The sequence below is a fragment of the Streptomyces sp. NPDC096310 genome, assembly GCF_044763125.1.
Taxonomy (GTDB): domain Bacteria; phylum Actinomycetota; class Actinomycetes; order Streptomycetales; family Streptomycetaceae; genus Streptomyces.
Window position 1 is genome coordinate 97,696 of the sequence record NZ_JBIWFO010000015.1, and the last position, 25,191, is coordinate 122,886.

Genomic DNA, 25,191 nt, shown 5'->3' on the forward strand with positions numbered 1-25,191 from the left:
CGTAACCGCCCCGCCCGAAGCCCCTCGTCCCGCCCCGGTCCGGCTCTCGCCGCCGTGCCCGCACCCGTACATCCCCCTCGCCGCCGTACATCCCCCTCACCCACCGGAGCCGCACCATGCATATCGACCACGGTCACCCGGCCCCGGCGGCCGTCTCCGCCGATGCGGTACGCCCCGACGGGCGGCGCCGCGCCCTGCGTATCGGCCTCGGCGGGCCCGTCGGCTCCGGCAAGACGGCGACCGTCGCCGCGCTCTGCCGCACCCTGCGCGACCGGCTCTCCCTCGCCGTCGTCACCAACGACATCTACACCCGCGAGGACGCCGCGTTCCTCCTGCGCCACGCCGTCCTGCCGCCCGAGCGCATCCAGGCCGTGGAGACCGGTGCCTGCCCGCACACCGCGATCCGCGACGACATCTCCGCCAACCTCGAAGCGGTCGAGGACCTGGAGGACGCCGTCGGACCGCTCGATCTGATCCTGGTCGAGTCCGGCGGCGACAACCTCACCGCCACCTTCTCCAAAGGTCTCGTCGACGCCCAGATCTTCGTCATCGACGTGGCGGGCGGCGACGACATCCCCCGCAAGGGCGGCCCGGGCGTCACCACCTCCGACCTGCTCGTCGTCAACAAGACCGACCTCGCCCCGTACGTCGGCTCCGACCTCGGCAGGATGGCCCGCGACGCCGCGGAGCAGCGCGGCGAACTCCCCGTACTCTTCACCTCGTTGAAGAGCGAGGACGGGGTGCGGCCCGTCGCCGACTGGGTGCTCGGCCGGCTCGCCGACTGGACCGCATGAGCGTCCGCGCCACCGCCCGGATCGTCGCCACCCGCACCGGGCTGCCCGTACTCACCGGGGAGGGACCGCTCGCACCGCGCCGCACCCGGGCCACCGGACCCGGCAGCCGGGTCACCGTCGTCGGCGCCATGACCGCACCGCTCGGCGGCGACCGGCTCGCCGTCGAGGCCGAGGTACGGGAGGGGGCCACGCTCACCGTGGACGCCGCCGCGGCGACCGTCGCCCTGCCCAGCAGGGTGCCAGAACCCGCCCACTACGACGTACGGCTGACCGTGGGGGAGAACGCGGAGCTGCGCTGGCTGCCCGAGCAGCTCATCTCCGCGTACGGCAGCGAGCTGCGCATGCGCACCCAGGTCGAACTGGCCCCCACCGCCCGGCTGGTGCTGCGCGAGGAACAGATCCTCGGCCGCCACGGCGAGGCCCCCGGCACCCTGTTCAGCCGGCTCACGGTACGGCGCGCGGGCCGCCCACTCCTCGACCAGGAACTCGCCTGCGGACCCGGCGCGCCGGCCGGCTGGGACGGCCCCGCGGTACTCGCCGGCCATCGCGCCGTCGGCCAACTCCTCGTTGTGGTGCCCGAGTTCGAGGAGAAGCCGGTGGCGCCGCTGCTGCTGGGCGACACCGCCGTACGTACCCCGCTCGCCGGTCCCGGCGCGCTCGTCACGGCGGTCGCCCCGGACGCGCTGCTGCTGCGCCGTGTCCTGGACGAGGCGCTGGCCGGCCTTCTCGACGGGCTGTCCGGCCCCCCGCCCACCGGCCCGCCCGAGGGCCCTCCGCAGGACACCGGCCTGGCGTACCGCTGAGCGGAGGCGCCTCACCGGTTATTGGTTGGGTAAAGAAATCCCCATCCGGCCTGTTCCCAGCGACCTCACAGGCGAAAGGATCCGGGAAGCTCGCACGTAACAGCGCCGCCGAGCGGGCGGCGCTCCATGAGGGGGAGGTACCACGTGAGACGCACCGCAGTGCTCGGCTCGGCAGGCACACTGCTCGCCGGCACGCTCATAGCGGGCGCCATCGCCGCTCCGGCGGCGACCGCCGACGGTCGCCAGCAGGCCGACCCGGCGGCGTACGGCGTGAAGATCGCCGCCGAGCGCGCCGCGAAGAAGGGTATCGACTGGCAGGACTGCCCGGCCGACTGGGCGCTGGAGAAGCCCATCCGGTGCGGCTACGTCAGCGTCCCGCTCGACTACGCCAAGCCCCACGGCCGGCAGATCAAGATCGCCGTCGACCGGATCGGCTCCACCGGCACCAAGGACGAACGCCAGGGCGCCCTGATCTACAACCCCGGTGGCCCCGGCGGCTCCGGCCTGGCCTTCCCGCGCCGCGTCGTCACCAAGAACGCCGTCTGGGCCGACGCCGCCAAGGCGTACGACTTCGTCGGCTTCGACCCGCGCGGGGTGGGCCGCTCGACGCCCATCTCCTGCGTCGACCCACAGGAGTTCGTCAAGGCGCCGAAGGCCGCCCCCGTCCCGGACAGCGAGGCCGACAAGCGCGCCCAGCGCAAGCTGGCGGCCGAGTACGCGGACGGCTGCAAGGAGCGCAGCGGCTGGATGCTGCCGCACATGACGACCCCCAACACCGCCCGTGACCTGGATGTCGTACGGGCCGCCCTGGGCGAGAAGAAGCTCAACTACGTGGGCGTCTCCTACGGCACCTACCTCGGCGCGGTCTACGGCACGCTCTTCCCGTCGCATGTGCGCCGGATGGTCGTGGACAGTGTGGTCAACCCGTCGAAGGAGAAGATCTGGTACCAGGCCAACCTGGACCAGGACGTCGCCTTCGAGACCCGCTTCACCGACTGGCTGGAGTGGGTCGCCAAGAACGACGCCACCTTCCACATCGGTGACACCACCGCCAAGGTGCGGAAGCAGTGGGACACACTGCGCGCCACCGCCAAGAAGAGCCCGCTCGGCGGTGTGGTCGGGCCCGCCGAACTCCTCGGTGTGTTCCAGAGCGCCCCGTACTACGACTCCTCGTGGGTGCCCACCGCCACCCTCTGGAGCAAATACGTCGCCGGGGACCCGCAGCCGCTCATCGACGCCGGCTCGCCCGACCTCTCCGACACCGTGGGCAACGCCAAGTCGGAGAACGGCACCGCGGTCTACACCGCCGTCGAGTGCACCGACGCCAAGTGGCCGACCAGTTGGGGGAGGTGGGACCGGGACACCACCCGGCTCCACCGCGACCACCCGTTCCTCACCTGGTCCAACACCTGGATGAACCTGCCGTGCGCCACCTGGGGCGTCAAGCAGCAGACTCCGGTGGAGGTGAAGACCGGCAAGGGGCTGCCGCCGGTGCTGATCACCCAGTCCACCCGGGACGCCGCCACGCCGTACGGGGGCGCCGTCGAACTGCACAAGCGGTTCAAGGGCTCGCGCCTGATCACCGAGCGCGACGCCGGTTCGCACGGCATCACCAACCTGGTGAACCCGTGCGTCAACGACCGGGTGAAGGCGTACCTCCTGACGGGCGCGGTGGACCGCGCGGACGTGACGTGCGCCCCGCACGCCACCCCCAAGCCGTAGGGACAGCCGCCACGCGGTGAACGGGGGCGGCCGGCCGGTCCTGCCGCCCCCGTTCACCGCCCTCACGCGTTCGCCGCTCGCTCCAGCCAGGCGTCCTCCGCCGCGTACCCGAAGAGGGCGTCCCGGCCGTACGCCGTGACCATCCGCGGGAAGACGTCCTCCCATCCGCGCTCGCGCACCTGTCCCACCAGCCACGCGACGGTCTCCGGCAGCGACTCCACGTACCCCGTCACCGCCCGGTAGCCCAACTCCCGCTCCGCCGCGCTCATGTCGAAGACGACCGGATGCTCCAGGCTCCACGGCGTATCGCCGACTCCGCCGTCCGGCGGAGCCCCCTCCACCAGCACCGTCCGGGTCTCCCGGCCCATCACCGCGTCGACGGCCGCACCGATCTCCGCCACCGTCGGCGCCTGCGGATCCCCGGCGTTCAGCACCCGCGAGCCGGGCCGCGACGCCGCCAGCCTGATCAGCTCCGCGACGTTCGAGACATGCGCCGGATGGAAGCGGCTCCGGCCGCCGTACGCGAGCACACGCCTGCCACGGCCGTCCAGCAGCCGCTGCACGAAGTAGAGCTCACGCGGTGAGCGGCAGTGCGGGCCGTGGATCGCGCCCGCCCGCAGCAGTGTCGCCGGCAGCACGTCGGCCGCCGTCAGCAACTCCCGCTCCAGCAGCACCTTTCGGGTGGCGTATGTCGCCTCACCGGGCGCCACCGTGCGCTGCGTCTCGGGGACCGGAACCGGAAGCCGCGGGGCGCCGGCCGGCCCGCCCTGCGTGTCGAGGCTGCGGCCCGCGTCGTCCTCGTACACCGCGCCGCTGGAGATCACCACGGCCGAACCGATGCGCCCCGCCAGCGAGATGAGCTGCCGGGCATGGGCCCCGCCGAACGCCACCACGTCCACGAGCACATCGCACCCGTCACCCACCACCTCGACCAGCGCCGCGTCGTCCTCCCGGTCCAGCCGTACGGCCCGCACCTCCCCGGGCCAGGTGTCGTCCACGCCCCCGCCGAGCGAGGCCGCGCACACCTCCCAGCCATCCCTGGCGAGCGCCCGCACCGCGGCCCGCCCCACCTGCCCTGTCGCACCGATCACTACCGCTTTTCCCCTGGTCATACGAGCACGCTAGGGGCGGTGCCGACCGAGGCCCAGAGCCTTTCGCCGGTGGCGGATCTGCTCTCAGCGACGCGGCCTGGGGAACTTCCTGGCCGGCGCGGCCTTCGCCTGCTCCGCCTTGACCTCGGCCGCGTACCGGTCGACGTACTCCTGCCCGGACAGCCCGAGGATCGCGTACATGATCTCGTCGGTGACCGCGCGTACCGCCGCCTTCTGGTTCTCCAGCCCGGCGTACCGCGAGAAGTCCAGCGGCTCACCGAACCGGATCGTCACCCGCCGGATCCTCGGCAGGACCTGTCCGGGCGGCTGGATCTCGAAGGTCCCGACCATCGCACACGGCACCACCGGCACCTGTGCCCTGATCGCCATCACGGCGACCCCCACCTTGCCCTTGTAGAGCCGGCCGTCGTGCGAGCGCGTCCCCTCCGGGTAGATTCCCAGCAACTCCTGCTCGGAGAGCACTCCCAGCCCCTCCCGGATGGCCGCCTGCCCCGCCTCCTTGCCCGAACGGTCCACCGGGATCTGCCCGGCGCTGCGGAAGAAGAACGCCGTCAGCCGCCCCTTGATCCCGGGGCCCGTGAAGTACTCGGCCTTGGCGAGGAAGGTGATACGCCGTTTGATGATGGCGGGCATCAGGAAATGGTCGGAGAAGGAGAGATGGTTTCCGGCGACGATCGCCGCGCCCTCGGCGGGGATGTGCTCCAGCCCCTCGATCCTGGGCCGGAAGAGCAACCGCAGCAGCGGTCCCAACAGCACGTATTTCAGCACGTAGTAGAACAAGGGGAGCGCTCCTCACTGGCCCGACCGGCCACAGGACGGCGTTGTCCCAGGTCAACGGGGATTCCGGCGGACGCAAGTGTATGTGCGGGTGCGGCCGGTTGTAACCGTCCCCGGCAGCCGGGCAGCCGATCCTCACCGCCTCAGGAGTCCGGCCGTACGACACGGGCCGGTGCCGGACACGGCGGAGCGGGTGCTGCCGTCGCTCCGGTGCCCGGGAATGGATTGCGCGGGCCCCGGCCACCGACATCGGCAGGGGCCCGCGGTTTTTCCTCTCGCGCATAGGTTCGGAGGGGAGGGGCACCCGCAGGAGAACCACGGACGCCGGGCCACGGAAATCGCACCGGCGGGACATACTCGCCGTGCCACGAGGTCCGCCGCCCCCCCAGGCGCTGACACAGCGCGCCACCGGCCTGGCGGACTCCTTGCACCAGCGGACCCTCCAACTCGACGGCACGGCCGAACCCACCAGGGACGACGAGGACCTGGACGAGGACGGCCAGGGCCGCCGTGCTTCCCGAGCCAGCGGCACCGCCAGTGACCGAGACTTTTAGCTGGCGGGCGAGAACACCAGATGGCGGATCTTGATCACGTAACGCTGAGTAACCGCAGATCGCTTCGCCGCTGAGCCCCTCTGCTGGCGCGCATCGTAGTGGGCACGCCGTTCGCCTGCGCCTGCGCCTGATTGCGGGGAAGCCGTACAGCGGCCCCCGTCCGGCGCACCCGGCTCACGCGGGGAAGACCGGCGGCACGCCCTCGGGGTCAGATGACGCGGTCGGCCACGCGTACCCGCTGGGCTGCCTGGAGCGCGGTGCGTAGTTCGGCGGCCAGTACGGGGCGGCCGGGTGCCGTGAAGAGCTGTGCGTCGGGGGTGGTGGGATCGGCGAGGTAGAGGCGGGTGTAGGCGGCGCTGTCCGGCTCGAAGCGCCAGCTGTCGGCGAGGGAGCCGGTGTCGATGGTGTCGAATCCCAGTCGGTTGATCAGTGCCGCCGCGTCCGTCTTCGCGTTGGCGTCGTCACCGGCGATCGGCAGTGTGGTGCGGTCGGCGGATCCCGGGCTGGTCGCGGGGCGGGTCAGCTGGGGGATGTGGTGGAAGAGGATGTTGCTGAAGGCCTTGACCAGCCGGGCTTCGGCGAGGTGCCGGTGGACCAGCTCGCTGGTGGTGAGCGTGTTGTTGTCGAGCTCGGCGATCCGGCCGTCGCGGGACGGGTAGTAGTTGGAGGTGTCCAGTACGGTCTTGTCCGCGAGTAGTGCGGCCGGGATGGCGGTGTGCGCGGCGAGCGGAACGGAGAGCAGGACGAGGTCGGCGCTGGCCGCCTGTTCGACCGTGTCGGCCGTGGCCAGCGGGCCCAGTTCGTCGATGAGGCCGGTGAGGCTCCGCGGGCCCCGGGAGTTGGAAATTACGACGGGGAGGTCCGCCGCGACCGCGAGGCGCGCGACGGCGGTGCCGATGTTTCCGCTTCCGATGATGCCGAGGGTGGTCATGTCTGCTCCTGCTGTCAGGGTGAGGAAGGGGGGGGCGCACCAGGCGGTGGCGGTGGCACCCACGCCGGTACCGTTCCGGAACCGGCCTTCACCGGCGCGGAGCCCGGATTTGAAGGCGCGGTCGGAGTACTGATCGGCCGTCGAACCGGAACACGGGGGCTGTCCGGCAGGCGCGGCGGGCCCGTCGTGAGCGGCGGGCCGCAGCATGGGCCGGTGCAGCCGGGTGTCCTCAGGCCGTCTGGAGGGAGGGGTAGTCGGTGTAGCCCTCCGGGCCCGGTGAGTAGAAGAGTTCAGGGCGCGGCTCGTTCTCGGGGTGCTTGTTCTGCCAGCGTGCGATCAGGTCGGGGTTGGCGATCAGGGCCCGGCCGACGACTACTGCGTCGGCGTGGTCGGCCTCGATGCGCTGGATCGCGTCCTCGCGGGTGGTCTGGCCGCCGAGGAAGCCGCTGTTGACGAGCAGCTTGCCGTCGAAGCGCCGGCGCAGCTCCTGCACCAGGTCGCCGCTCGGCTCGGTGTGCAGGACGGAGAGGTAGGCCAGGCCCAGCGGGCGCAGTTGGTCCATGAGGGTGCCGTAGGTGGCCAGGACGTCGTCCCGGTCGGTCTCGAAGACGTCTCCGAGGGCGATCTCCGGGGAGATGCGCAGCCCGACGCGCTCGGCACCGACGGCTTCGGCGACGGCCGTGACGACCTCGGCGACGAAGCGGGCCCGGTTCTGCGGTGAGCCGCCGTATGCGTCGGTGCGCTGGTTGGCTGCCGGGGAGAGGAACTGGTGGAGCAGGTAGCCGTTGGCTCCGTGGATTTCCACGCCGTCCGCTCCCGCCTCGATGGACCGGCGCGCCGCGGTGACGAAGTCGTCCAGGGCCTCCCGGGTCTCCGCGGTGGTCATCGCTTCCGGTACGGGGTGGGGCTGCATGCCCTTCTCCGTGTAGACGTCGCCGCCCATGGCGACCGCGCTGGGGGCGAGGACGCGACGGCCGCCGTTGATGTCGGGGTGTGCGGCGCGGCCGGCGTGCATGATCTGCAGGAACATGCGGCCGCCCTCGGCGTGCACCGCCTCGAACACCTTGCGCCAGCCGGCTGCCTGCTCGTCGGTGGCGATGCCCGGCGCGCCGACCCAGCCCTGCGAGGCGTGGTCGGGGTAGGTGCCCTCGGTGATGATCAGCCCGACGCTCGCCCGCTGCCGGTAGTACTCGGCCATTAGGTCCCCGGGGATGCCGGAGGCGCCGGCCCGGACCCGGGTCAGCGGTGCCATGACCACGCGGTTGGGAAGCTCGATCTTCCCGAGGGTCACGGGGGAGAAAAGCGACGGAATGGGCGGAATCTCGGAAATATTGACAGACATGGGTGTCCTCATGCGATGTGGTGGATTACGGGAGGAAGTTCATCCCGCTCTTTCACCGTAATGCATGTACGCGCAAACGCAAACATGAGGCTCGCGTTAGTATACGCGTATGGCCAGCCGCACCTCATCCCCGCTCACGCACCCCGCCCCGGGCGACTTCGACCTCTTCAAGGTCATGGGCGCGCTGACCGACGACACGCGGCTCGCCATCGTCGTCACCCTCGCTGCCTCCCCCGGACTGGCCTGTAACGGCTTCAACCAGAACGTCACCGCGTCCGTGCTCACCCGCCACTTCCGCGTGCTGCGCGAGGCCGGTGTCATCCGGCAGCACGATGTCGGCACCCGCCGCTTCAACACGCTGCGCAAGGAAGAGCTTGACCGGCGCTTCCCCGGACTGCTCGACCTCGTCCTCACGGAGGGCGCAGCCCGCGTGACACCCCACACGGACGCCGACTGCGCCTGACACCCCAGCCCGCACGCGGACGGGACGCCCCGGCAGTCCGCAGGCCACATCACTCGGCGTTGCGCTGACGCCGCGCTTCGGTGGCCCGGCCATCGCGAGCCTGGGGCCACTCACGCCCGTTCCAGCGGCAGATGAAGGGGCCAGGTCTTCGACGTCCAGCTCCTGGTGATCCTCGACCTCCTCCACCACTGCGGAACCGCTCCACGACCCGCCTCGCTGCCCTTGAGGACTCCGAGCGCGGCACCTCAACCGCCTGGCCCGCGTGTGACAGGAGCGACACGACTGCCCGGTCTCCTGGTGCTCTGCGGTCATCTATGCCTTGAGGCCCCACATCACAGACGTCGCCGCCGATCGGAGCGCCCTGATCGTTTCCACGTAGGGGCGCTTCGGAGTGTCAGGCGTCGGCGGTGTTCGGTCGAGGCATCACGCGGGCTGCGCTCTCCGTGAGGGCGAGGTCGAGCAGCCCGGGGAAGCGCTGGTCAAGCTCTTCCTCGCGCAGCCTGTTGATTTGGCGGGTGCCGACGTCGCGCTGCTGGATGAGGCCGGCCTCGCGCAAGCCCCGGAAGTGGCGGGTGAGTATGGAGGCGGTGACGTCCTGCCTGAAGCCGCTGCTGGCCGGACCAGGGAAGGTGGCGAGGGCGATGGCGAGCCGCGTGTCGTCGGTCGGCGCGCCCATGACCTTGAAGAGGTCGAAGTCGTCCGGGGCGGGGTGAACGAGCGGCGATGGGGTGCGGCTGGCCACTGACCACGATGGACGGGGAGGCCGCATCATGTTCGCGTAGGTGCGAACATGAGTTACGGTGAAGGTCGGAATGACCCCTTCACCAATGCCTTGACGGTGTGGCTTGCATCCAGAACGGAGCACAACCCATGAGCGCAACAACGGCGAATGAGTCGAGGACGCACCAGAGCGAACCGGCCGCAGAGGTCGTCGGCCGCCTGCGCGCGACGTTCAACACCGGCGTCACCCGCGGACTGGACTGGCGCGTCAACCAGCTGCAGCGGCTACGGGCCCTGCTGGTCGACAATGAGAAGGAGCTGCTCGAAGCGCTCTGGGCGGATCTGAGGAAGAACGCCACCGAGGCGAAGATGGCGGAGATCGACCTCACCGTCGGTCACATCGACGAGACGCTGGCGAGTCTAGAGAGCTGGCTTCAGCCCCGCCCGGTGGAGGTTCCTGCCCTCTTCGGTCCCACGGCAACGGCGTACACCAAGTACGACCCGCTCGGGGTCGTCTTCGTGATCGGCACGTGGAACTTCCCGGTGCACCTCCTCATCGACCCCATCATCGGCGCCCTGGCCGCCGGAAACACCGTGGTGGCCAAGCCGAGCGAGATCTCGGTGCACACCTCGGCGGTGCTTTCACGCCTCCTGCGACAGTACTTCGACGCCGACGTCATCACCGTGGTCGAGGGAGGCGCCGAGGAGACCACGGCCCTCCTGGCACAACGCTTCGACCACATCTTCTACACGGGCAACGGCACGGTCGGCCGGATCATCATGGCCGCAGCAGCCAAGAACCTCACCCCCGTCACGCTTGAACTCGGGGGCAAGAATCCGATCTTCGTAGCACCCGACGCTGACGTGGATGAGGCCGCGAAGCGGCTGGCCGGCGGCAAGTTCTCGGTGAACGCGGGACAGTCGTGCGGAGCCCCGGACTATGTTCTGGCTGATCCTGCCACTGCTGCCGCGCTGGTTCCCGCCCTCCGCAAGGCGCTCGAAGCCCAGTTCGGCTCCACTCCGCAGACCGCAGCAGACTACGGCCGGATCATCAGCCAGCGGCATTTCGACCGGCTCACTCGTCTGCTGGACTCCGGCCAGGTGGCGGTGGGAGGCCAGCACGACCGCGACGACCTCTTCATCGCACCGACGGTGCTCACCGGCGTCGACCCCGCATCGCCGGTCATGCGGGAGGAGATCTTCGGTCCGATCCTCCCCATCATCGAAGTCACCGACCTCGATGCCGCCATCGCCTTCGTCAACGAACGCGACAAGCCGCTGGGCCTCTACGCCCTCACCACTTCCGAGGCCACCAAGTCGCGCCTGGTGAACGAGACGTCCTCCGGCGCCGTCGCCTGGGGCCAGCCGGGGATTCAGGTGCTCGTGCCCGGCCTGCCTTTCGGTGGCGTCGGCGAAAGCGGCATGGGCCACTACCACGGCTTGTACTCCCTTGAGACGTTCAGCCACCTCAAGAGTGTCGTGGACGTGCCGCTCAGCTAGAAGACTGCTGAAAATCTCGAGCTCTGGCCCCGACTCGGTGGAGTCGGGGCCAGTCTTGTAGGCATGCGGGGGGAATGGGCTGGGGAGATGGTCGGGCCGGATGTGTGGGAAAGGTGCCGGGAGTTGATCCCGGCAGGCAGTGTGTTCGCGTTTCTGGCTGAACATCGTGAGGTGCTGTTCCCGCCGGGGATGTTCGCTGACACGTATCCGTCGTCCAACGGCGTCCGGGTCTGCCGCCGCGGGTGCTGGCCGCGACGGTGGTGCTGCAGAGCCTGCACGGGTTGTCGGACTTCGAGACGGTCCAGGAACTGCGGTGTGACCTGCGATGGAAGGCGGCCTGCGGGCTGGGTCTGTATGACAGAGGATTGCCCGGGACGACGAGGCCGCCCGCGCCGCGCTGGTCGACGCGCTGGTCACCGACGCCCTCAACCTGCTCGGTCACCTGCCTGAACAAGAGCTCGGTGAGAGAGCGGCGACTGCGGTGGGCCTGCTGGCTCTGGTCGTGGGCCAGGACGTGGAGCCGGCCGAGGACTCCGACGGGCGCGATGGCCGCTGGCGCATCGTCAAGCGCACGGTGGCGGACCGGACCGTGTCCACCGTCGATCCCGACGCACGGCAGACCGACTGGAGGGCCAGGGCGTGGGTCATCTGACGCCAGTCGGTGGCGACCATGTTGGTCGCGGTGGGGAGGCAGGTGGCGCGTCGGAACTCGGCGCGGACCTCCCGTCCGGAGTAACCGCCTTCGGCTCCGCAGGGGTACTCGGCGTACGCGAGCGTGCCGACCAGCGGCCGGCACAGTTCGAACGCCTCGCGCAGTGACCACGCGCCGTTCGGATCGAGGGTGATCCGGGCCTCGGGGAATCGGTCCTTGAGGGCCCGGACGGCCGCGACCTCCTCGGCGCCGTTGGGGACGCCCCCCTTGAGCTTGAAGTCCCGGAATCCGTAGTGGCCGTAGGCCGCCTCGGCCTGGCGGACGATTGCCTCGGGCGTCAGGGCCTGCTCATGCCGGACCCGGTACCACTCCACGGGGGAGTCGGGTTCACGGACGTACTCCAGGTCGGTGCGGTCCGGGTCGCCGACGTGGAAGAGGTAGCCCAGCACCCGTACGGAATCCCGCTGTTGTCCGTCGCCCAGGAGAGGTATGCGGGACCAGCTGCTCACGATCAACCGGGGCCGGAAGGGGCGAGTGATGACCTTCTGCGAGTTGGCGGACGCGACCAGCGTGCCTTCCGTCGGCAGGGCGAACATCGTCCGGCTGCTCTGGCAGCGCGAACTCGGCGTTGATCTGGGTACTCCCTTGAGCGACAGCTCGCTGATCTGGGCACCGTGATGGCGGCGAAGGGGTTCTCCCAGATTGCGCCGGGCAGGCGGGTCGCGCTCAACGGCGTCGAGTGGACCGTTGAGGATGTCCACCGTCGGCTCGGCCGGCTCGTCCTCGTCGATGGTGGTGGCCGCGCTGAGGCCCCCTCACCCGCATGACCGGGGGCCGGATCTGACCAACGGACGACCTGGGGGTGGTGTCACCGGGCCAGGGAGCTTCCCGGCCGTGGGGCCGGGCGACGGTTGGTGCCCGAGGGTCCGCCGGTGAGCGGCCGGGCGCCAACCGTCGCGTTGGTCAGTCCACCTCCTCGGAGGACTGGCCGCTGCTCTGGGAGAGTCCCACGCGGGCCATCCGGTCGGCCAGTTCGTCCGCGTCGCCGGCACCGGGAGCCACACCGCGCATGGGGCCCTGCATGTTGGTGCGGATGCGCTCACGCCTGCGATCCAGCCGCGGCGCCTGGTGCCTGTCGAGGCCGGCGCCTGCGGCGGCGGGGTTCGGGGCGACCATGTTGATCAAGCCTGCCGTGGTGAGCAGGTTCCGGGGGATGCTCTCGCCGGTCATGGCCGTCCACACCTGGCCCGCGAAGCTCGTGCAGTTGTACTGGGTGAGGTTGTAGGCTTCGTTGGCCTTTTGGTAGGCAATCTGGTAGCCGTCGAGGATACGCCGCAGGCTGGCCTTCTTCGATTCCCGTTGGGTGACCCCTCTGTGCGGGTCGGGGCACATGACTCCGCCCGGCACGTTGTTGAGCAAGGGGAGGTCCTCTCCCTCCGGATAGAAGCCGAAGGAGACCTTCTTCCCGTCCGATCCGGTGATCTCGATCCAGGCGTGACCGACGTCGCCCTGAAGGAGGTTTCCCGCGTCCACCTTGAGCGTGACCTTCAGCTTGCTGGTTTCGTCGAGTCGTTCTTGCAGGAGCAGGGCGCGCAGCGGCCTCAGGGCGGGGTGCTCCGGAAGATTGATCCCTTTCCGGTCCGCCCTCCGGTTCTGGCGCTGTTCCCGCTGGAGCCGGTTCATGACCGTCCCCGCGAGGCGATCCGCCTGCTGCCCGAACAGGAGGTCGCTGTGTTCCGTGAAGACCTCCCGGAACACCTCCGGATAGCGGTACATGAAGTCCGCGTGTTCATCGGTGCCCTCGGCGTGCTCGCCGGCCCCGGTGCTGTCCACGACGGCGGCCGCGGCCGCGGCCGCGTAAGTGGCCCACCCGTCGACCATTGCCGGGGTGTCGGCGGTGACGTCTCCCTCTGCCTCGGCGCCCTCGTTGAGGATTTGCGTGATATGCCCGTGCACGAAGCCGTACACCGTGTCCGCCAGAGGTGAACTTTGCACAGCAGCGGGGGCCGGAGCAGGAGAGGCGGGGCGCCCGCGCTGGTCGCGCTCCTCGCCGCTGGACGAGGACGACGATTCGAACTCGAAGCGCCCGTAGCTCCGTTGCTGGTACGGATTCGACGGGCCGTCCATGAAGGACTGCGCGGCGCTGCTGGAACCGGCCTGCGATGCGGAGACGCCCCGCTCAGGGGAACTGCCCGGCTGCCGGTCGTAGTCCGATCCGGAGGAGGAGGCGTCGGCCTCGTAGTTGTCCCGGTAGCCCCGCGGTGAGCGCTCCATGCGCTGCACGGTCGGCGCCTGAGCCGCGCGCTGCACGGCTCCGTCCGCTGTCGACGCGTCCTCGTTGACGGCCGCGAAGCCGACGTCCTGCGTGGCCGCCCGTTGGGCGCCGATGGACGGGGCGGTCGCGGAACCGGCGTCGAAGAAGACCCCGTCCTTGTCGGCTTTCTGCTCGGAGCCCTGCTTGGGGTCGGTGACCGTGAGTCCGGCACCATTGCTGATACCGGTCTCGCGGGTGCCGTTGAGGTTCTCGTTGGCATGGCTCAGCTCGTGCCCCATGATCCTCATGTTCCCGACAATTTCCGGGGGAGCGAAGATGTGGTGGCCGACCGTCATGGCCTGGGCTCCCAGAGACTCGGTGGCCCGCTGGGCCACCGGGTTGTCGTGGAGTTCAACGGCGGAAAGGTTCGGGTTCCGGAAATACGGCACCGCCGCCGCGAGCAGCGGTGCGGGAAGCGGGCGGCTCCGTGACGCCATGGCGTCACGGAGCAGGGCCGTCTGATCGGCCGGGCCGTGGTCGTTCCCGTGAGCGTGCTCCTCGCCCTGAGGGGCCCGCTCGACGGTCCTGCCCTGTGCGGAACGCTGGACCTGGGATCCCTCGCTCTGATGTCCGCACGCGGAATTGTGCTGATGCCGGTCCTGGGCCCATGAGTGCCCGGCCTGACGGAGCATCTGCACGACCGCGGCGTTTCCCGCACCGGCCGCCAAACCGAGAACGCCCTGATCGGCAGAGCTCGCCGACGACTCCCTCGCCACACGGGGCACGTGACCGCGCTCAGCCTCCTTCTTCCCTAGAGGGCTGGGGACCATATCCGCTCCCGTACACGTCGAAGTGAAGTCTGCGCTACAAGCCGAAGCATAGTTCGTCAATCGATCAACAACAGACGCTGTAATCACCGACGTTGAGCCGCTGGCGGCAGGTCGTGCTCGGTCGGCTTGGACTTGGCGATCTTCTTGATCTCCCGCAGCTCGGGCAGCGTGGGCCCGTTGCCAGGTCACCCCCTCCGCCGCCGTCCCGATTCCGGACGGCGAACGCCGGGATGCCATGGCGACACCGGTCGGCGATGCCGCGCGGTCCACTGCGAACCGGAGCCCATCGGACAACCGGCGCGTTCACCGGTCGCCTCGGCGGTCACGACGCACTGCCGGACGGCCACCACCGGAGCCCGGGAAAGAGCCGGCTGCGCCAACTGCCACGGGACACGTGTCATGACCGGTCCGGTCGGGTAACCGTTCAGCTCAGTCCGAGAAGGTTTGAGGAGATACCGATGCCGATCGCCACCATTCGTACCCTCGTTCTCGACTGCCCGGACCCGCACGCCCTCGCCGGGTTCTACGCGGAGCTTCTGGGCGGTGAGGTCGTGGGTGCGGCGGACGCCCACTGGGTCGACCTCCGGGTCGACCACGTGAAGCGCCTCTCGTTCCAGCGAGTGCCCGGCTACGTCCCGCCCGAGTGGCCGAGCACAAGCCGCTCTCAGCAGCTCCATCTCGACCTCGACGTCGACGACATGAGGGTGCGCGAGAAGGAGGTGCTGGCACTCGGAGCCACGCCCCTGGACCTGGAGGACGACGGTGGGAAGCGGGACTTCCGGGTCTACGCCGACCCCGTCGGCCATCCGTTCTGCCTCATTCGGCCTGAGTGAAGCCCGGTCCAGGGAAACCCAAGGAACCCCAGGAAACCCCAAGGAACAGAGAGGAACACACCATCATGCGCGTCGCATTTCTCGTGGCCCCGGAGGGTGTCGAGCAGGTGGAGCTGACCGAGCCCTGGAAGGCCGTGCTCGCCGCCGGTGGTACGCCGCAGCTCGTGTCCACGCGGCCGGGCACGATCCAGGCGTTCCACCATCTGGACAAGTCCGACACCTTCCCCGTGGACAAGGACCTGGACTCCGCCCGGCCCGGGGAGTACGACGCCCTCGTGCTGCCCGGCGGAGTCGCCAACCCCGACGCGCTCCGCACGGACCGGCGCGCCGTGGAATTCGTCCGGGGGTTCTTCGACTCCGGCAAGCCGGTCGCGGCCATCTGCCACGCGCCCTGGACGCTCATCGAGGCCGACGCGGTTCGCGGTCGCACCCTCACCTCGTGGCCCAGCCTGCGGACCGACATCGGCAATGCCGGTGGCACCTGGGTCGACGAGCAGGTCAAGGTCTGCACCGCCGAGCCCAGCACCCTGGTCACCAGCCGTAAGCCGGACGACCTCAAGGCGTTCTGTGACACCTTCGTCCAGGTCTTCAAGGACGCCTGACACCGGGCGCGGCGTGGCGCTCGTCCTACCGGGGCCGCTCCGCGTGACGCTGAATGCGCAGAGACGCGTCCCGGCCCGCCGCGTACCGCGGAGTGGTCCAGTCCGCGCGGAACGCGCCCTCGCCCAGCGGGGTGAGCGACGCCGCCGTCCACCCCTTGCCGTCGTCGAAGGACAGCTCGACCGTCGCCCTGGTGACGGCCGGCGCAGCCGTCACGCCCGGAACGTACCCGAAGGTGACGACGGCGTGGTCGGCGCCCGTCGGGCTGGTGCCGTCCGGCGCGGTGTCGAGCCGGTAGCGCGGGACGACGACCGGCAGGGCCGAGCATCCGGCGGGGCCTTCGCACTCGCCCCGCTCCGTCGCGCACGTCCAGGATTCCGGTACGGACCGGCAGTCCGAGCGGCCCGAGGAGAAGGTCTCGCTGTGTGTGGTCAGCGACTGGTGGAAGGCGTCGTTCGTCCGCGTCTGGTCGTAGACCATCGTGTACGTGGTCCTCTCCGGCGCCGCGGTCAGAATGCCGCCGGAGAGGCCGTCACTCTCGTACAGCGTCGTGTCACCGGATTTCACCGCGAAGTGCGAGGAGGTGATGTCGGACGGGAACGGGAGGTCGTGGTGGCCCGCGGGGTCCGTGACCGTGGCCAGGGAGAAAGTGAGGGTGTTGCCCTTGCGGTACCACGTCTCGTCCGGAGCGGCCCCGTTCCGCGCGGGCCGGGTGAAGCCCGGGACGGGCGGGCCGCGCAGCCAGTCGACCGTGGTGGTGCGGCCCGGCGGGACGGACAGCTTCTGGGAGACGAAGCGCCGCTCCCCGGCCTTGAGCCAGTCGTGGTACGAGACGCCGGGCGAGCCGCCGACGTACTCGGTCCGGCGCGTCGGCGCCGTGAGGAATTCGGAGAGCGCGCCGCTGCCCGACTCGTACGGCAGGTACATCAGACGGGCGACCTCTTATGTACGGCCCGGTGTGCCGCTGTGGTACGCGGTTCTCCCCGTGGTCAGCCGGCGTCCGTCGACCGTGTAGTGCTGGTTCTTCGCGATCACGCCGGCGGGGTTGTCCATTTGAGGTCGTAGGAGCAGGGCTCGGCCGCTCCGGCGGGCGCGTTGCGGTGGGTGTACACGTTGAAGCGCAGATCGCCGACGGCGACGCGCCAGCCCGGAGGGCCGTACATAGGCGGGCCCGTGGGTTATCCGGCGTGCACCTTACGGTAGAGGTCGCCGTCGTAGAACTCGGCGGGGTCGGGGTTCTTCTCCAACTGCTTGTTGTGGACGAAGAGGTCCCCGAGCTTGCTCAGCGCGCGGGCGATCTCGCCGTTCGCGCTCTTCGCCACCAGGTCGTCGGTGGTGAAGGTCTCGACGTGCGAGGCGTCGGCCTTCGCCTGTGCCTCGCTGACGTCCAGCATCCCGGCCACGAGGGCGACGGACTCCTCGGGGTGCTGCGCGCGCCAGTCGTTGGCCTGCTGCAATACCTTGATGACCTTGCTGTTCTTCTTCTCGGACACCTTGTTCCCGGCGACGAAGGCGGTCGGGAAGACGTCCCCGGTCCCCTTCGTGCCGGCCACCTCCTCCAGCTTCGGGACCTTCTCCCTGATGGTGTCGATGGAGGGGTAGAAGATGCCCGCGCCGTCGATCTTTCCGGAGGTGAAGGCGGAGACGACGGTGGAGGGGTCCATGGCGATCTTCTGGATGTCCTTCGTGGTCATCCCGGCCTTCTCCAGCGCGATGTTGAGGATCATGTCGCCGGAGGTGCCCTCGGGTACACCGACCCGCTTGCCCTTGAGGTCCTTCATCGTCCTGATGCCGGGCTGGGCGATGACGCGGTCGGCGTAGGTGTAGGTGTTGACGGAGATGACCTTCGCCTTGCCGGAGGCGGGCAGCCACATCGCGCCGGGGCCGATGTAGCCGTAGTCGAGGTCACCGGAGCCCAGCGCCTGGATCTGCACCGGCCCGTTGTTGAACACCTTCGTCCTCGCGGTGAGGCCCTGTTTCTTCCACAGCCCCTGGTCCTCGGCGATGGCCAGCAGGCCGGCGCCGTTGTAGTCGCCGATGTAGCCGAAATCGACCGTGTCGTCGTCGGCGGCGCTGCCGGAGCACGCGTTCAGGGTGAGGGTGAGGACCGTGACGGAGAGGAGCGCCGGCAGAGCACGGCGGAGGGAGCTTCCGGGCATGGCGGGATGTCCTAACGGGAAAGGGGGCGGGAGCCGTTGTGCGAAGCGCACGAGAGGGCGCGAGGAGGAGGGGGAGGGCGCGAGGAGGAGGGGGCCCGCCGGTGAGGGCCCGGCCGGAGCGGTGTGCGGCTACGGGGCGGGGGCGGTGTTCTCCTGGTGGTGCACGGAGGTCCACACCGCGTTCCTGATCCGCCGGAACTCCGCGGAGAGCCGGATCTCCTCGGTACGGGGATAGGGCAGGTCCACGTCGATGACACGGTGGACACGGCCGGGCCTGGCGGCCATGACCACCACCCGGCCGGCCAGGTAGACGGCCTCGTCGACATCGTGGGTGATGAACAGCACGGTCCGCTTCTCCCGGCTCCAGGTCGCCAGGAGCTGGTCCTGCAACTGCACCCGGGTGAGGGCGTCGAGCGCCCCGAACGGCTCGTCCATGAGCAGGACCCGCGGGTCCACCGCGTACGCGCGGGCGATCGCGCAGCGCTGCTTCATACCGCCCGAGAGCGTCTTCGGCAGGGCATCGGCGAAGGCGTCGAGCCCGACCAGGGCGATCGCCCGGTCGGCCCGCCGGCGCCGATCCTCGGCGGGGAGGGAGGCCAGCCGGAGGCCGAACTCCACGTTCTGGCGTACCGTCAGCCAGGGGAAGAGCGCGTACTGCTGGAAGATCACGCCCCGGTCGGGCCCGGGGCCGCTCACCGGTTCACCGTCCACCAGCACCTGGCCCGAGGTGGGCTCCTGGAGGCCGGCGGCCATGCTCATCAGGGTGCTCTTGCCGCAGCCGGAGGGGCCGACGACGGTGACGAACTCCTGGTCGGCGATGTCCAGGGACACCCCGTCCAGCGCCGTGAACGCGGCCCCCTTGAGCGGGAAGGTCTTCACCACGTCCTGAAAACTGATCTTGGGGTTCATCGTCGCTCCTGCCAGCCGGTGAGCCGTCGTTCGGCGAGCAGCAGCAGCCGGTCCATGAGCAGGCCGAGCACGCCGATGGTGATCAGGGACACGAAGATGGTGTCCATCTCGAACCAGGTGGACGCCTTCTGCATCCGGTAGCCCAACCCCTCCTGTGCGCCGATCAGTTCGGCCGCGACCACCGTGGCCCACGAGGCACCGAGTCCGATGCGCATACCGACGAGGATGAACGGTGTCGAGGCCGGGATGACCACCTTGGCGAAGATGACCCGGTCCGACGCGCCCAGGACCCGAGCGGCGTTGATGAGGGTGCGGTCCACGTCGACGACGCCCTGGAAGGAGGCGACGACGCAGGCCATGAAGGAGGCGAGAGCGATCACCGTGATCTTCGGGACCTCGCCGATACCGAGCAGCACCACCGTCAGCGGGATGAGCGCGAGCGGCGGGATGGTGCGGAAGAACTGGATGTACGGCTCGACGACGGCGCGCACCACCGGGTACCAGCCCATGAGGAAACCCATGGGCACGGCCACGATCACGCCGAGGGCGTAGCCGAGGAAGACCCGGCGCAGACTGGCGAGCATATCGGTCGCCAGGGTGCCGTCGGCGGCCATCTCCCCGGCCTTCCGCGCCACGGCGAGCGGCGTCGGCAGGTTCTCGACCAGCCCGAGCGCGGCCACGACCGCCCAGACGAGGGCACCGGCCAGGAGCGCGAGGACATTGAGGGCCAACGGCCTTCTCCGGGTGCGGCGTTCGGTGCGCCCCGGGGCCCGGGCCGCGGTGGTCTTCTCCGGAGGGACGGTCACGGCCATGGGTGCCTGCCTGGATTCACGCGTGCTCCTCGGTGACGGGCTGCGGATAGCGGGAGAGCAAGGGGGATTCGCGGAGGACGAGGGCGATACCGCCCAGCGCGCTGCCGGCGTCGCCGAGGGTGGCGCGCCGTACGCGCACCCGGTGGCTGACCATCGGCATCACCTGGGTGCGCAGCGCCCGCTCCACGGGCTCGAAGAGGGCGGGGCCCGCCTGGGCGAGTTCGCCGCCGATGACGATCACACCCGGGCCGACCGCGTTGCACACGGCGGCCAGTACGGTGCCGATGTCGGTGCCGGTACGTTCCAGCACCGTGAGCGCGCGCCCGTCGCCGGACGCGACGGCGGCCAGGTACGCGGAGATGTCGTCGGCCCGGCCGCCGGCCGAGCGGTAGCGGTGCAGTACGGCGTCGAGGGAGGCGACGGTCTCCAGACAGCCGGTGCCGCCGCACTCGCACGGGGCACCCTCGGGGTCGACGGTGATGTGGCCGAACTCGCCCGACATGCCGTGCGTCCCGCGGTGCAGCCGGCCGCCCATGACCAGGCCGCCGCCCACCCCGTGGGAGAGCCGCAGATACAGCACGTCCCCACCGTCGGACGCCGCGCCCCACACGGCCTCGGCGAGGGCGGCGAGCCTGGTGTTGTTGTCGAGCAGCACCGGGACGCCGAACCGCTCGCGGAGCAGGGCGGACAGGCCGTCCGTGCCGCGCCCCCGGGAGACCGGGTCCCTACCGTCGGCGTCGACGACGGGCCCGACCACGCCGACCCCGATCGCGCTGAGCAGACCGAGCCTGAGCGTGCCGCGCCGGGGGGTGCGGCCGGCGGGCCCACCGACCCGGGGCGGACCGCCGAGGGAGCCCAGAAGACGTTCGGCGATGTCGGCCCGCTGGGGCCAGGTGAGGCCGGGGGCGTGCGCCTCACTGGCCGAACCGATCACCTCGTGGGCGACGTTGACCGCCGAGACATGGATGGTCCGGCGGGCGAAGTCGATGCCGATCGCCTCCCCGGCGTCCGGGTTGAGGCTGAGTTTCTCCACCGGCCGGCCGCGTCGGCGTACCTCCGCCCGTGGTGTCGAGGCGACGACCGCGCCGCCGTCCACCAGACCGGCGACGATGTCGTACAGCGTGGTCCGGGACAGGCCGCAGTGCGTGGACAACTCGGCCCGGCTGAGCGGGCCGTGCTTGCGGAGGAGGTCCAGCACGGACTGCTCATGGCTTTTGCGCAGCCGCGTCAGCGGACCGTCGTGTGCCTGCATGCCGAACAGCATGGAGAGCGGCCACCTTTTTCGTCAATGAGCCGGAACAAAGGAATTCCCGGCCCCTTCCGGCGGCACCCGAGCGTCGTCACCGCGCCCTCGCAGTGGCGTTGGGCCCCCGGAGGGCCGGGGAGGGCCGGCCGGGGGCGCGATTATTGTTCGCACCATTGACATAAATCTTGTGCGGGCCGGAACATGCCTCGCGGAGGACCGGTCGAGATCCCCCCACACCGCCGCCCTGCCCCGGCCGCTTCCACCGACCCCGAACCGACCGAACCGAAAGGGTCCCCGTGCGCCCCAACATGCTCTTCCTCATGACCGACCAGCACCGGGTGGACACCCTCGGCGCCTACGGCAACCCGCACGTCCGCACCCCGAACCTGGACCGGCTCGCGGCCGAGGGCACCCGGTTCGACCGCTGCTACACCCCCACCGCGATCTGCACCCCCGCCCGCGCCAGCCTGCTCACCGGCGCCGCGCCGTTCCGCCACAAACTGCTGGCCAACTACGAGCGCAATGTCGGCTATCTGGAGGACCTCGCCGACGACCAGTTCACCTTCGCCGGACAACTCAGCTCCGAGGGCTACCGGTTGGGACTGATGGGCAAGTGGCACGGGGGAGTGCGGCGGACCGCCGCCGACTACGGCTTCGAGGGCCCCGACCTGGCGGGCTGGCACAACCCGGTGGACCACCCGGACTACCTCGCCTACCTGGCGGAGCACGGACTGCCGCCGTACCGCATCACCGACCCCGTACGCGGCACCACCCCCAACGGCAGCCCCGGCAACCTCCTGGCCGCCCGGCTGCACCAGCCGGTGGAGGCGACCTTCGAGCACTATCTCGCCACCCGCACCATCGAGATGCTGCGCCGCTGGGCCGCGGACGGAGCCGGCGGCCCGGAGCGGCCGTTCTTCCTGGCCACCCACTTCTTCGGCCCCCACCTGCCCTACATCCTCCCCGACGCGTACTACGACCTGTACGACCCGGCCCTCGTCGAACTGCCCGCCTCGGTGAGCGAGACCTTCGCGGCCAAGCCGCCGGTGCAGAGCAACTACAGCAAGCTGTGGGCCTTCGACACGATGCCCCTGGAGGAGAGCCGCAAGCTGATCGCCGTCTACTGGGGGTACGTGACCCTCATCGACGAACAGATCGGACGGATCCTCGACGCGGTCCGCGAGCTCGGCCTGGAGGAGCAGACCGCGGTGTTCTTCACCGCGGACCACGGCGAGTTCACCGGCTCCCACCGGCTGCACGACAAGGGCCCGGCGATGTACGAGGACATCTACCGGATCCCCGGTCTCCTGAAGGTCCCCGGCGCGCCCTGTGGCCAGGTGCGTGACGAGTTCGTCTCCCTCACCGACTGCACCGCCACCATCCTCGACCTCGCCGGGAGCGACACGGGACCGGCCGTCGACAGCCGCAGTCTGCTGCCGCTGGCCGCGGGAGAGCGGCCGGAGTGGGACCAGCACCACCTCGCCGAGTTCCACGGCCACCACTTCCCCTACCCCCAGCGCATGTTGCGCACCCGCCGCCACAAGCTGGTGGTCAACCCCGAGTCGCACAACGAGCTGTACGACCTCGGCACCGACCCCGACGAGCTGCACAACCGCTACGACCACCCCGAACTGCGGGAGGTACGGGCCGAACTGACCCGCACGCTGTACCGCCTGCTGCGCGAGCGGGGCGACAACTTCTTCCACTGGATGACACCGATGTACGACGTGGAGACCGACTACGACACCACGCTCTCGGCGTTCGAGAACGAACCCGCGGGCGATCCCGTGCCGGGGCGGGCGCGCGAGGAGCACGCGTGAACCCGGCGGACTCCGGGGCGGTGGCCCGCTCCTGCTGCGCGCCCGCCCGCCCGCCGGCCGAAGCCGCCCGCGGGGGTACGGAGTCCCCGGCGGCGGCCGTTCCGCGGGCGGGCGATGTGGCCGGCGCGTACCGGAGGCCGGTCGAACTGCCCGGCGGCACCTTCCGGATGGGCAGCGAGGACCCCGACGTGAACCCGGGCGACGGGGAAGGACCGGTCCGCGAGGTCACCGTGGCCCCGTTCGCTCTGGACGCCCACGCCGTGACCAACGCGCGCTTCGCCGCCTTCGTCGGGGCGACCGGCCACCGTACCGACGCCGAACTCTTCGGCTGGAGCTATGTCTTCGCGGCGTTCCTGCCCGAGCCGCTGCGCGCGACCTCGCCGCGCCCGGCCGCCACCCCGTGGTGGCGCGGTGTGGAGGGCGCCCGCTGGGACGCGCCGGAGGGGCCCGGCAGCGCGCTGGACGGGCGCTGGGACCATCCGGTCACTCAGGTGAGCTGGGCGGACGCGGCAGCCTTCTGTGCCTGGGACGGCGGGCGTCTGCCGACCGAGGCGGAGTGGGAGTACGCGGCCCGTGGCGGGCTGGACCAGGCCCGCTACCCGTGGGGTGACGAACTCACCCCCGGCGGCGCCCACCGCTGCAACATCTGGCAGGGCACCTTCCCGGACACCGACACCGCCGAGGACGGGTACGCGGGCACCGCTCCGGTGCACGCCTACCCGCCCAACGGCTTCGGGCTGTTCAACGTGTCGGGCAACGTCTGGGAATGGACGGCGGACCTCTGGCACCCGGGGGCGCCGGGACTGCGGGCGATGCGCGGCGGCTCGTACCTGTGCCACCACTCGTACTGCAACCGCTACCGGGTCGCCGCACGCACCGCCAACACCCCGGACAGCACCACGGGAAACCTCGGCTTCCGCGTGGCCAGGGCCGCTTCGTGACCCGTGCGCGCGGTCAGCCGCCGCTCGTACGGCTGCTGTCGGCGCGCTGGACGTACAGGCGGTTGCCCTTCGGTCCGGTCCACTCCAGCCGGACCACCCCCGGCACGGCGGCGTCCGCGATCCGTGAAGGATGGGACCAGTAGCCGAAGTTCGGGTTGCGGAAGAACGTCCCCCACAGGTCGCCGCCGCTGTCCACGAAGAAGTTGTTGTGTCCGGCGGCGACCCCCGCGGTCCAGCGCTTCGAGTACGGGCCCTCGAAGCGGTCCGAGACGGCGACGACCGCGTCGTACTGGTACTGCACCCGTCCGTCGCCGGGCGGGGCGTACGCGTATCTCGGGCTGCCGTCGGGATCGATCGAGGTCCGGTCCCACGCGGCGTGCAGCAGGTAGTACTTGCCCCCGTGCTTGAACACGTAGGCGCCTTCGAGATACGGCTCGGGCGTGTACGGGGTCTGCCGGAACCTCGGGAGGTCCGTGGTGGTGACGATGTCCTCCATGTCGTCCCGGAACTTCGCGTACAGGTCGTTGTGGAGCACGAGCCAGGCGTCGTTCCCCTCCGAGTAGAGGCTGCCGTCGATGTGGTGGTAGGCGCCCGGCTCGATGAACGAGGGGCCTCCGATGAACGAGTCACCGAACGGCTTGTCGAGGTTGCCCTCGACGAGCCGGTACGGGCCCTCCACCCCGCCCTCGCTCACCAGCATGAACGAACCGACCTTGCGGGAGTGGTCGCCCATGCACGCCACCATGTACCACCTGCCGCGGAAGTAGTGGAGTTCCGGTGCCCAGGCCTGGCCGCGCTTGCCGAATTGGTCGTCGTACCAGTACTCCTGCCACGGTGCGACCACCGTACGGCCGGGCCGGTTCTCGTCGGCGAACTCGGGCGACCACACCTTGCCCTTCTCGGCGCCGGGCCGGATCCGGGTCGTGTCGGCCAGCTTCCACGGCCCCCGCAGGGACCGGGCCAGCCATACGAAGATGCCGTCGTTCCACGGGCCGGCCGCTTCGAGCCCGGGCACCCGGGTGGTGCCCGTGGCCACGTACAGCGGACGGCCGTCGACGACGAAGCAGTTGACGTAGGTGTCCCGCATCCAGACCTGGCCGCGAGCCGTGTCACGGGGGCGCGGTTCGAGCGGGAGGACGAAGGAGTTGTCCTCGCGCGGCCACAGGTCAGGACCGGCGTCCGCGAGGCCGTACGGCTCCAGGGCGGGCCGGTTCGACGGGTAACGCCGGCCCGGCGCGCCCCGCGAGGGCGCCGTCCGCGCCGTCCCGGCGTCCACGGGCGCCCCCTGCGCGGTGGCCGCCGGGAGGACCGCCGTCACCGCCAGGGAACCGGCGACACCCGCCAGCAAGGCCCTCCGGTCGACATGCGACTCGCTCTCTGAACTGGTCATCAGGTCACGCCCTTCTCAGTCGTCCAG

The 25,191-nt window shown here is 70.4% G+C and carries 24 protein-coding genes and 3 pseudogenes; 12 read left to right on the forward strand and 15 right to left on the reverse strand.

All coding sequences use genetic code 11. From position 1 onward, the window contains the following. The first annotated feature begins 116 nt into the window (after positions 1–116). The 3 genes from ureG (at position 117) to ACIQ7D_RS25200 (ending at position 3,319) form a co-directional block, all read left to right on the forward strand. On the forward strand, positions 117–794 hold the full coding sequence (gene ureG, locus ACIQ7D_RS25190) for an urease accessory protein UreG (RefSeq protein ID WP_403941069.1): 678 nt from the start codon (positions 117–119) through the stop codon (positions 792–794). Next, a complete protein-coding gene (locus ACIQ7D_RS25195; RefSeq protein ID WP_403941071.1) occupies positions 791–1,597 on the forward strand; it encodes an urease accessory protein UreD in 807 nt (268 codons plus the stop codon). Before ureG ends, ACIQ7D_RS25195 begins: the two co-directional genes overlap by 4 nt. A gap of 126 nt (positions 1,598–1,723) precedes the next feature. Then, complete coding sequence (locus ACIQ7D_RS25200) at positions 1,724–3,319, forward strand: alpha/beta hydrolase (protein WP_403941073.1); 1,596 nt, start codon at positions 1,724–1,726, stop codon at positions 3,317–3,319. 62 nt (positions 3,320–3,381) lie between these two features. On the opposite strand, the gene ACIQ7D_RS25205 is transcribed toward ACIQ7D_RS25200, so the two are convergent. Both ACIQ7D_RS25205 and ACIQ7D_RS25210 read right to left on the reverse strand, forming a co-directional pair. Further along, positions 3,382–4,431 carry an NAD-dependent epimerase/dehydratase family protein gene (locus ACIQ7D_RS25205; RefSeq protein WP_403941075.1) on the reverse strand — a complete coding sequence of 350 codons (1,050 nt, stop codon included), beginning with the start codon at positions 4,429–4,431 and terminating at the stop codon, positions 3,382–3,384. A gap of 63 nt (positions 4,432–4,494) precedes the next feature. Beyond that, positions 4,495–5,211, reverse strand: a complete 717-nt coding sequence (locus tag ACIQ7D_RS25210; protein WP_403941077.1) for a lysophospholipid acyltransferase family protein — start codon at positions 5,209–5,211, stop codon at positions 4,495–4,497. Between the two features lie 359 nt (positions 5,212–5,570). Between ACIQ7D_RS25210 and ACIQ7D_RS25215 the strand changes: the two genes are divergently transcribed. Next, entirely contained in the window at positions 5,571–5,762 is a 192-nt protein-coding gene (locus ACIQ7D_RS25215) for a hypothetical protein (RefSeq protein ID WP_403941079.1), read from the forward strand. Between the two features lie 208 nt (positions 5,763–5,970). Here ACIQ7D_RS25215 and ACIQ7D_RS25220 read toward each other — a convergent pair whose 3' ends face one another. Together ACIQ7D_RS25220 and ACIQ7D_RS25225 are read right to left on the reverse strand one after the other, a co-directional pair. Then, entirely contained in the window at positions 5,971–6,693 is a 723-nt protein-coding gene (locus ACIQ7D_RS25220; RefSeq protein ID WP_403941081.1) for an NADPH-dependent F420 reductase, read from the reverse strand. Positions 6,694–6,922: 229 nt separating this feature from the next. After that, on the reverse strand, positions 6,923–8,035 hold the full coding sequence (locus ACIQ7D_RS25225) for an alkene reductase (protein WP_403941083.1): 1,113 nt from the start codon (positions 8,033–8,035) through the stop codon (positions 6,923–6,925). Positions 8,036–8,144: 109 nt separating this feature from the next. Between ACIQ7D_RS25225 and ACIQ7D_RS25230 the strand changes: the two genes are divergently transcribed. Then, on the forward strand, positions 8,145–8,498 hold the full coding sequence (locus ACIQ7D_RS25230) for an ArsR/SmtB family transcription factor (RefSeq protein WP_403941085.1): 354 nt from the start codon (positions 8,145–8,147) through the stop codon (positions 8,496–8,498). 394 nt (positions 8,499–8,892) lie between these two features. Here ACIQ7D_RS25230 and ACIQ7D_RS25235 read toward each other — a convergent pair whose 3' ends face one another. Next, positions 8,893–9,240 carry an ArsR/SmtB family transcription factor gene (locus ACIQ7D_RS25235; RefSeq protein ID WP_403941087.1) on the reverse strand — a complete coding sequence of 116 codons (348 nt, stop codon included), beginning with the start codon at positions 9,238–9,240 and terminating at the stop codon, positions 8,893–8,895. A 128-nt stretch (positions 9,241–9,368) separates the two neighbouring features. Between ACIQ7D_RS25235 and ACIQ7D_RS25240 the strand changes: the two genes are divergently transcribed. Then, positions 9,369–10,718 (forward strand): aldehyde dehydrogenase family protein, encoded by a 1,350-nt coding sequence (locus ACIQ7D_RS25240; RefSeq protein ID WP_403941089.1) that lies wholly within the window; start codon positions 9,369–9,371, stop codon positions 10,716–10,718. A 63-nt stretch (positions 10,719–10,781) separates the two neighbouring features. Next, a pseudogene (locus tag ACIQ7D_RS25245) lies at positions 10,782–11,334 on the forward strand (transposase); the annotation flags it as partial. Between the two features lie 2 nt (positions 11,335–11,336). On the opposite strand, the pseudogene ACIQ7D_RS25250 reads toward ACIQ7D_RS25245, so the two are convergent. Further along, positions 11,337–11,855 (reverse strand): annotated as a pseudogene (locus tag ACIQ7D_RS25250) (enolase C-terminal domain-like protein); the annotation flags it as partial. A 4-nt stretch (positions 11,856–11,859) separates the two neighbouring features. Between ACIQ7D_RS25250 and ACIQ7D_RS25255 the strand changes: the two are divergent. Then, the gene (locus ACIQ7D_RS25255) at positions 11,860–12,048 is read left to right on the forward strand and encodes a hypothetical protein (protein ID WP_403941196.1); all 189 of its coding nucleotides are present in this window, start codon (positions 11,860–11,862) and stop codon (positions 12,046–12,048) included. Positions 12,049–12,333: 285 nt separating this feature from the next. Here ACIQ7D_RS25255 and ACIQ7D_RS25260 read toward each other — a convergent pair whose 3' ends face one another. Both ACIQ7D_RS25260 and ACIQ7D_RS25265 read right to left on the reverse strand, forming a co-directional pair. Beyond that, positions 12,334–14,316, reverse strand: coding sequence for a DUF4157 domain-containing protein (locus tag ACIQ7D_RS25260; RefSeq protein WP_403941186.1), 1,983 nt, complete (start codon positions 14,314–14,316; stop codon positions 12,334–12,336). Positions 14,317–14,558: 242 nt separating this feature from the next. Further along, a pseudogene (locus ACIQ7D_RS25265) lies at positions 14,559–14,624 on the reverse strand (helix-turn-helix domain-containing protein); the annotation flags it as partial. Positions 14,625–14,912: 288 nt separating this feature from the next. On the opposite strand from ACIQ7D_RS25265, the gene ACIQ7D_RS25270 reads away from it, so the two are divergent. Both ACIQ7D_RS25270 and ACIQ7D_RS25275 read left to right on the forward strand, forming a co-directional pair. After that, positions 14,913–15,287 (forward strand): VOC family protein, encoded by a 375-nt coding sequence (locus tag ACIQ7D_RS25270; protein ID WP_403941091.1) that lies wholly within the window; start codon positions 14,913–14,915, stop codon positions 15,285–15,287. Between the two features lie 65 nt (positions 15,288–15,352). Continuing rightward, positions 15,353–15,889 carry a type 1 glutamine amidotransferase domain-containing protein gene (locus ACIQ7D_RS25275; RefSeq protein WP_403941093.1) on the forward strand — a complete coding sequence of 179 codons (537 nt, stop codon included), beginning with the start codon at positions 15,353–15,355 and terminating at the stop codon, positions 15,887–15,889. A gap of 25 nt (positions 15,890–15,914) precedes the next feature. Here the strand turns inward: ACIQ7D_RS25275 and ACIQ7D_RS25280 are convergent, their stop codons facing one another. From ACIQ7D_RS25280 to ACIQ7D_RS25305, 6 genes are all read right to left on the reverse strand, one after another. After that, on the reverse strand, positions 15,915–16,814 hold the full coding sequence (locus ACIQ7D_RS25280) for a hypothetical protein (protein ID WP_403941094.1): 900 nt from the start codon (positions 16,812–16,814) through the stop codon (positions 15,915–15,917). Between the two features lie 104 nt (positions 16,815–16,918). Beyond that, positions 16,919–17,050, reverse strand: coding sequence for a hypothetical protein (locus ACIQ7D_RS25285; protein ID WP_403941096.1), 132 nt, complete (start codon positions 17,048–17,050; stop codon positions 16,919–16,921). Positions 17,051–17,065: 15 nt separating this feature from the next. After that, the gene (locus ACIQ7D_RS25290) at positions 17,066–18,046 is read right to left on the reverse strand and encodes an aliphatic sulfonate ABC transporter substrate-binding protein (RefSeq protein ID WP_403941098.1); all 981 of its coding nucleotides are present in this window, start codon (positions 18,044–18,046) and stop codon (positions 17,066–17,068) included. A 129-nt stretch (positions 18,047–18,175) separates the two neighbouring features. Continuing rightward, positions 18,176–18,955, reverse strand: a complete 780-nt coding sequence (locus ACIQ7D_RS25295) for an ABC transporter ATP-binding protein (RefSeq protein WP_403941100.1) — start codon at positions 18,953–18,955, stop codon at positions 18,176–18,178. Then, the gene (locus ACIQ7D_RS25300) at positions 18,952–19,767 is read right to left on the reverse strand and encodes an ABC transporter permease (protein ID WP_403941102.1); all 816 of its coding nucleotides are present in this window, start codon (positions 19,765–19,767) and stop codon (positions 18,952–18,954) included. The genes ACIQ7D_RS25295 and ACIQ7D_RS25300 overlap by 4 nt, the downstream gene beginning before the upstream one ends. 16 nt (positions 19,768–19,783) lie before the next feature. After that, positions 19,784–21,031, reverse strand: a complete 1,248-nt coding sequence (locus ACIQ7D_RS25305; protein WP_403941104.1) for an ROK family protein — start codon at positions 21,029–21,031, stop codon at positions 19,784–19,786. A gap of 302 nt (positions 21,032–21,333) precedes the next feature. Here ACIQ7D_RS25305 and ACIQ7D_RS25310 point away from each other — a divergent pair, with 302 nt between their 5' ends. Both ACIQ7D_RS25310 and ACIQ7D_RS25315 read left to right on the forward strand, forming a co-directional pair. Continuing rightward, entirely contained in the window at positions 21,334–22,833 is a 1,500-nt protein-coding gene (locus ACIQ7D_RS25310; protein WP_403941106.1) for a sulfatase-like hydrolase/transferase, read from the forward strand. Further along, on the forward strand, positions 22,830–23,774 hold the full coding sequence (locus ACIQ7D_RS25315; protein WP_403941108.1) for a formylglycine-generating enzyme family protein: 945 nt from the start codon (positions 22,830–22,832) through the stop codon (positions 23,772–23,774). The genes ACIQ7D_RS25310 and ACIQ7D_RS25315 overlap by 4 nt, the downstream gene beginning before the upstream one ends. A gap of 13 nt (positions 23,775–23,787) precedes the next feature. Here the strand turns inward: ACIQ7D_RS25315 and ACIQ7D_RS25320 are convergent, their stop codons facing one another. Beyond that, positions 23,788–25,164 carry a family 43 glycosylhydrolase gene (locus ACIQ7D_RS25320; RefSeq protein WP_403941110.1) on the reverse strand — a complete coding sequence of 459 codons (1,377 nt, stop codon included), beginning with the start codon at positions 25,162–25,164 and terminating at the stop codon, positions 23,788–23,790. Positions 25,165–25,191: the final 27 nt, after the last annotated feature.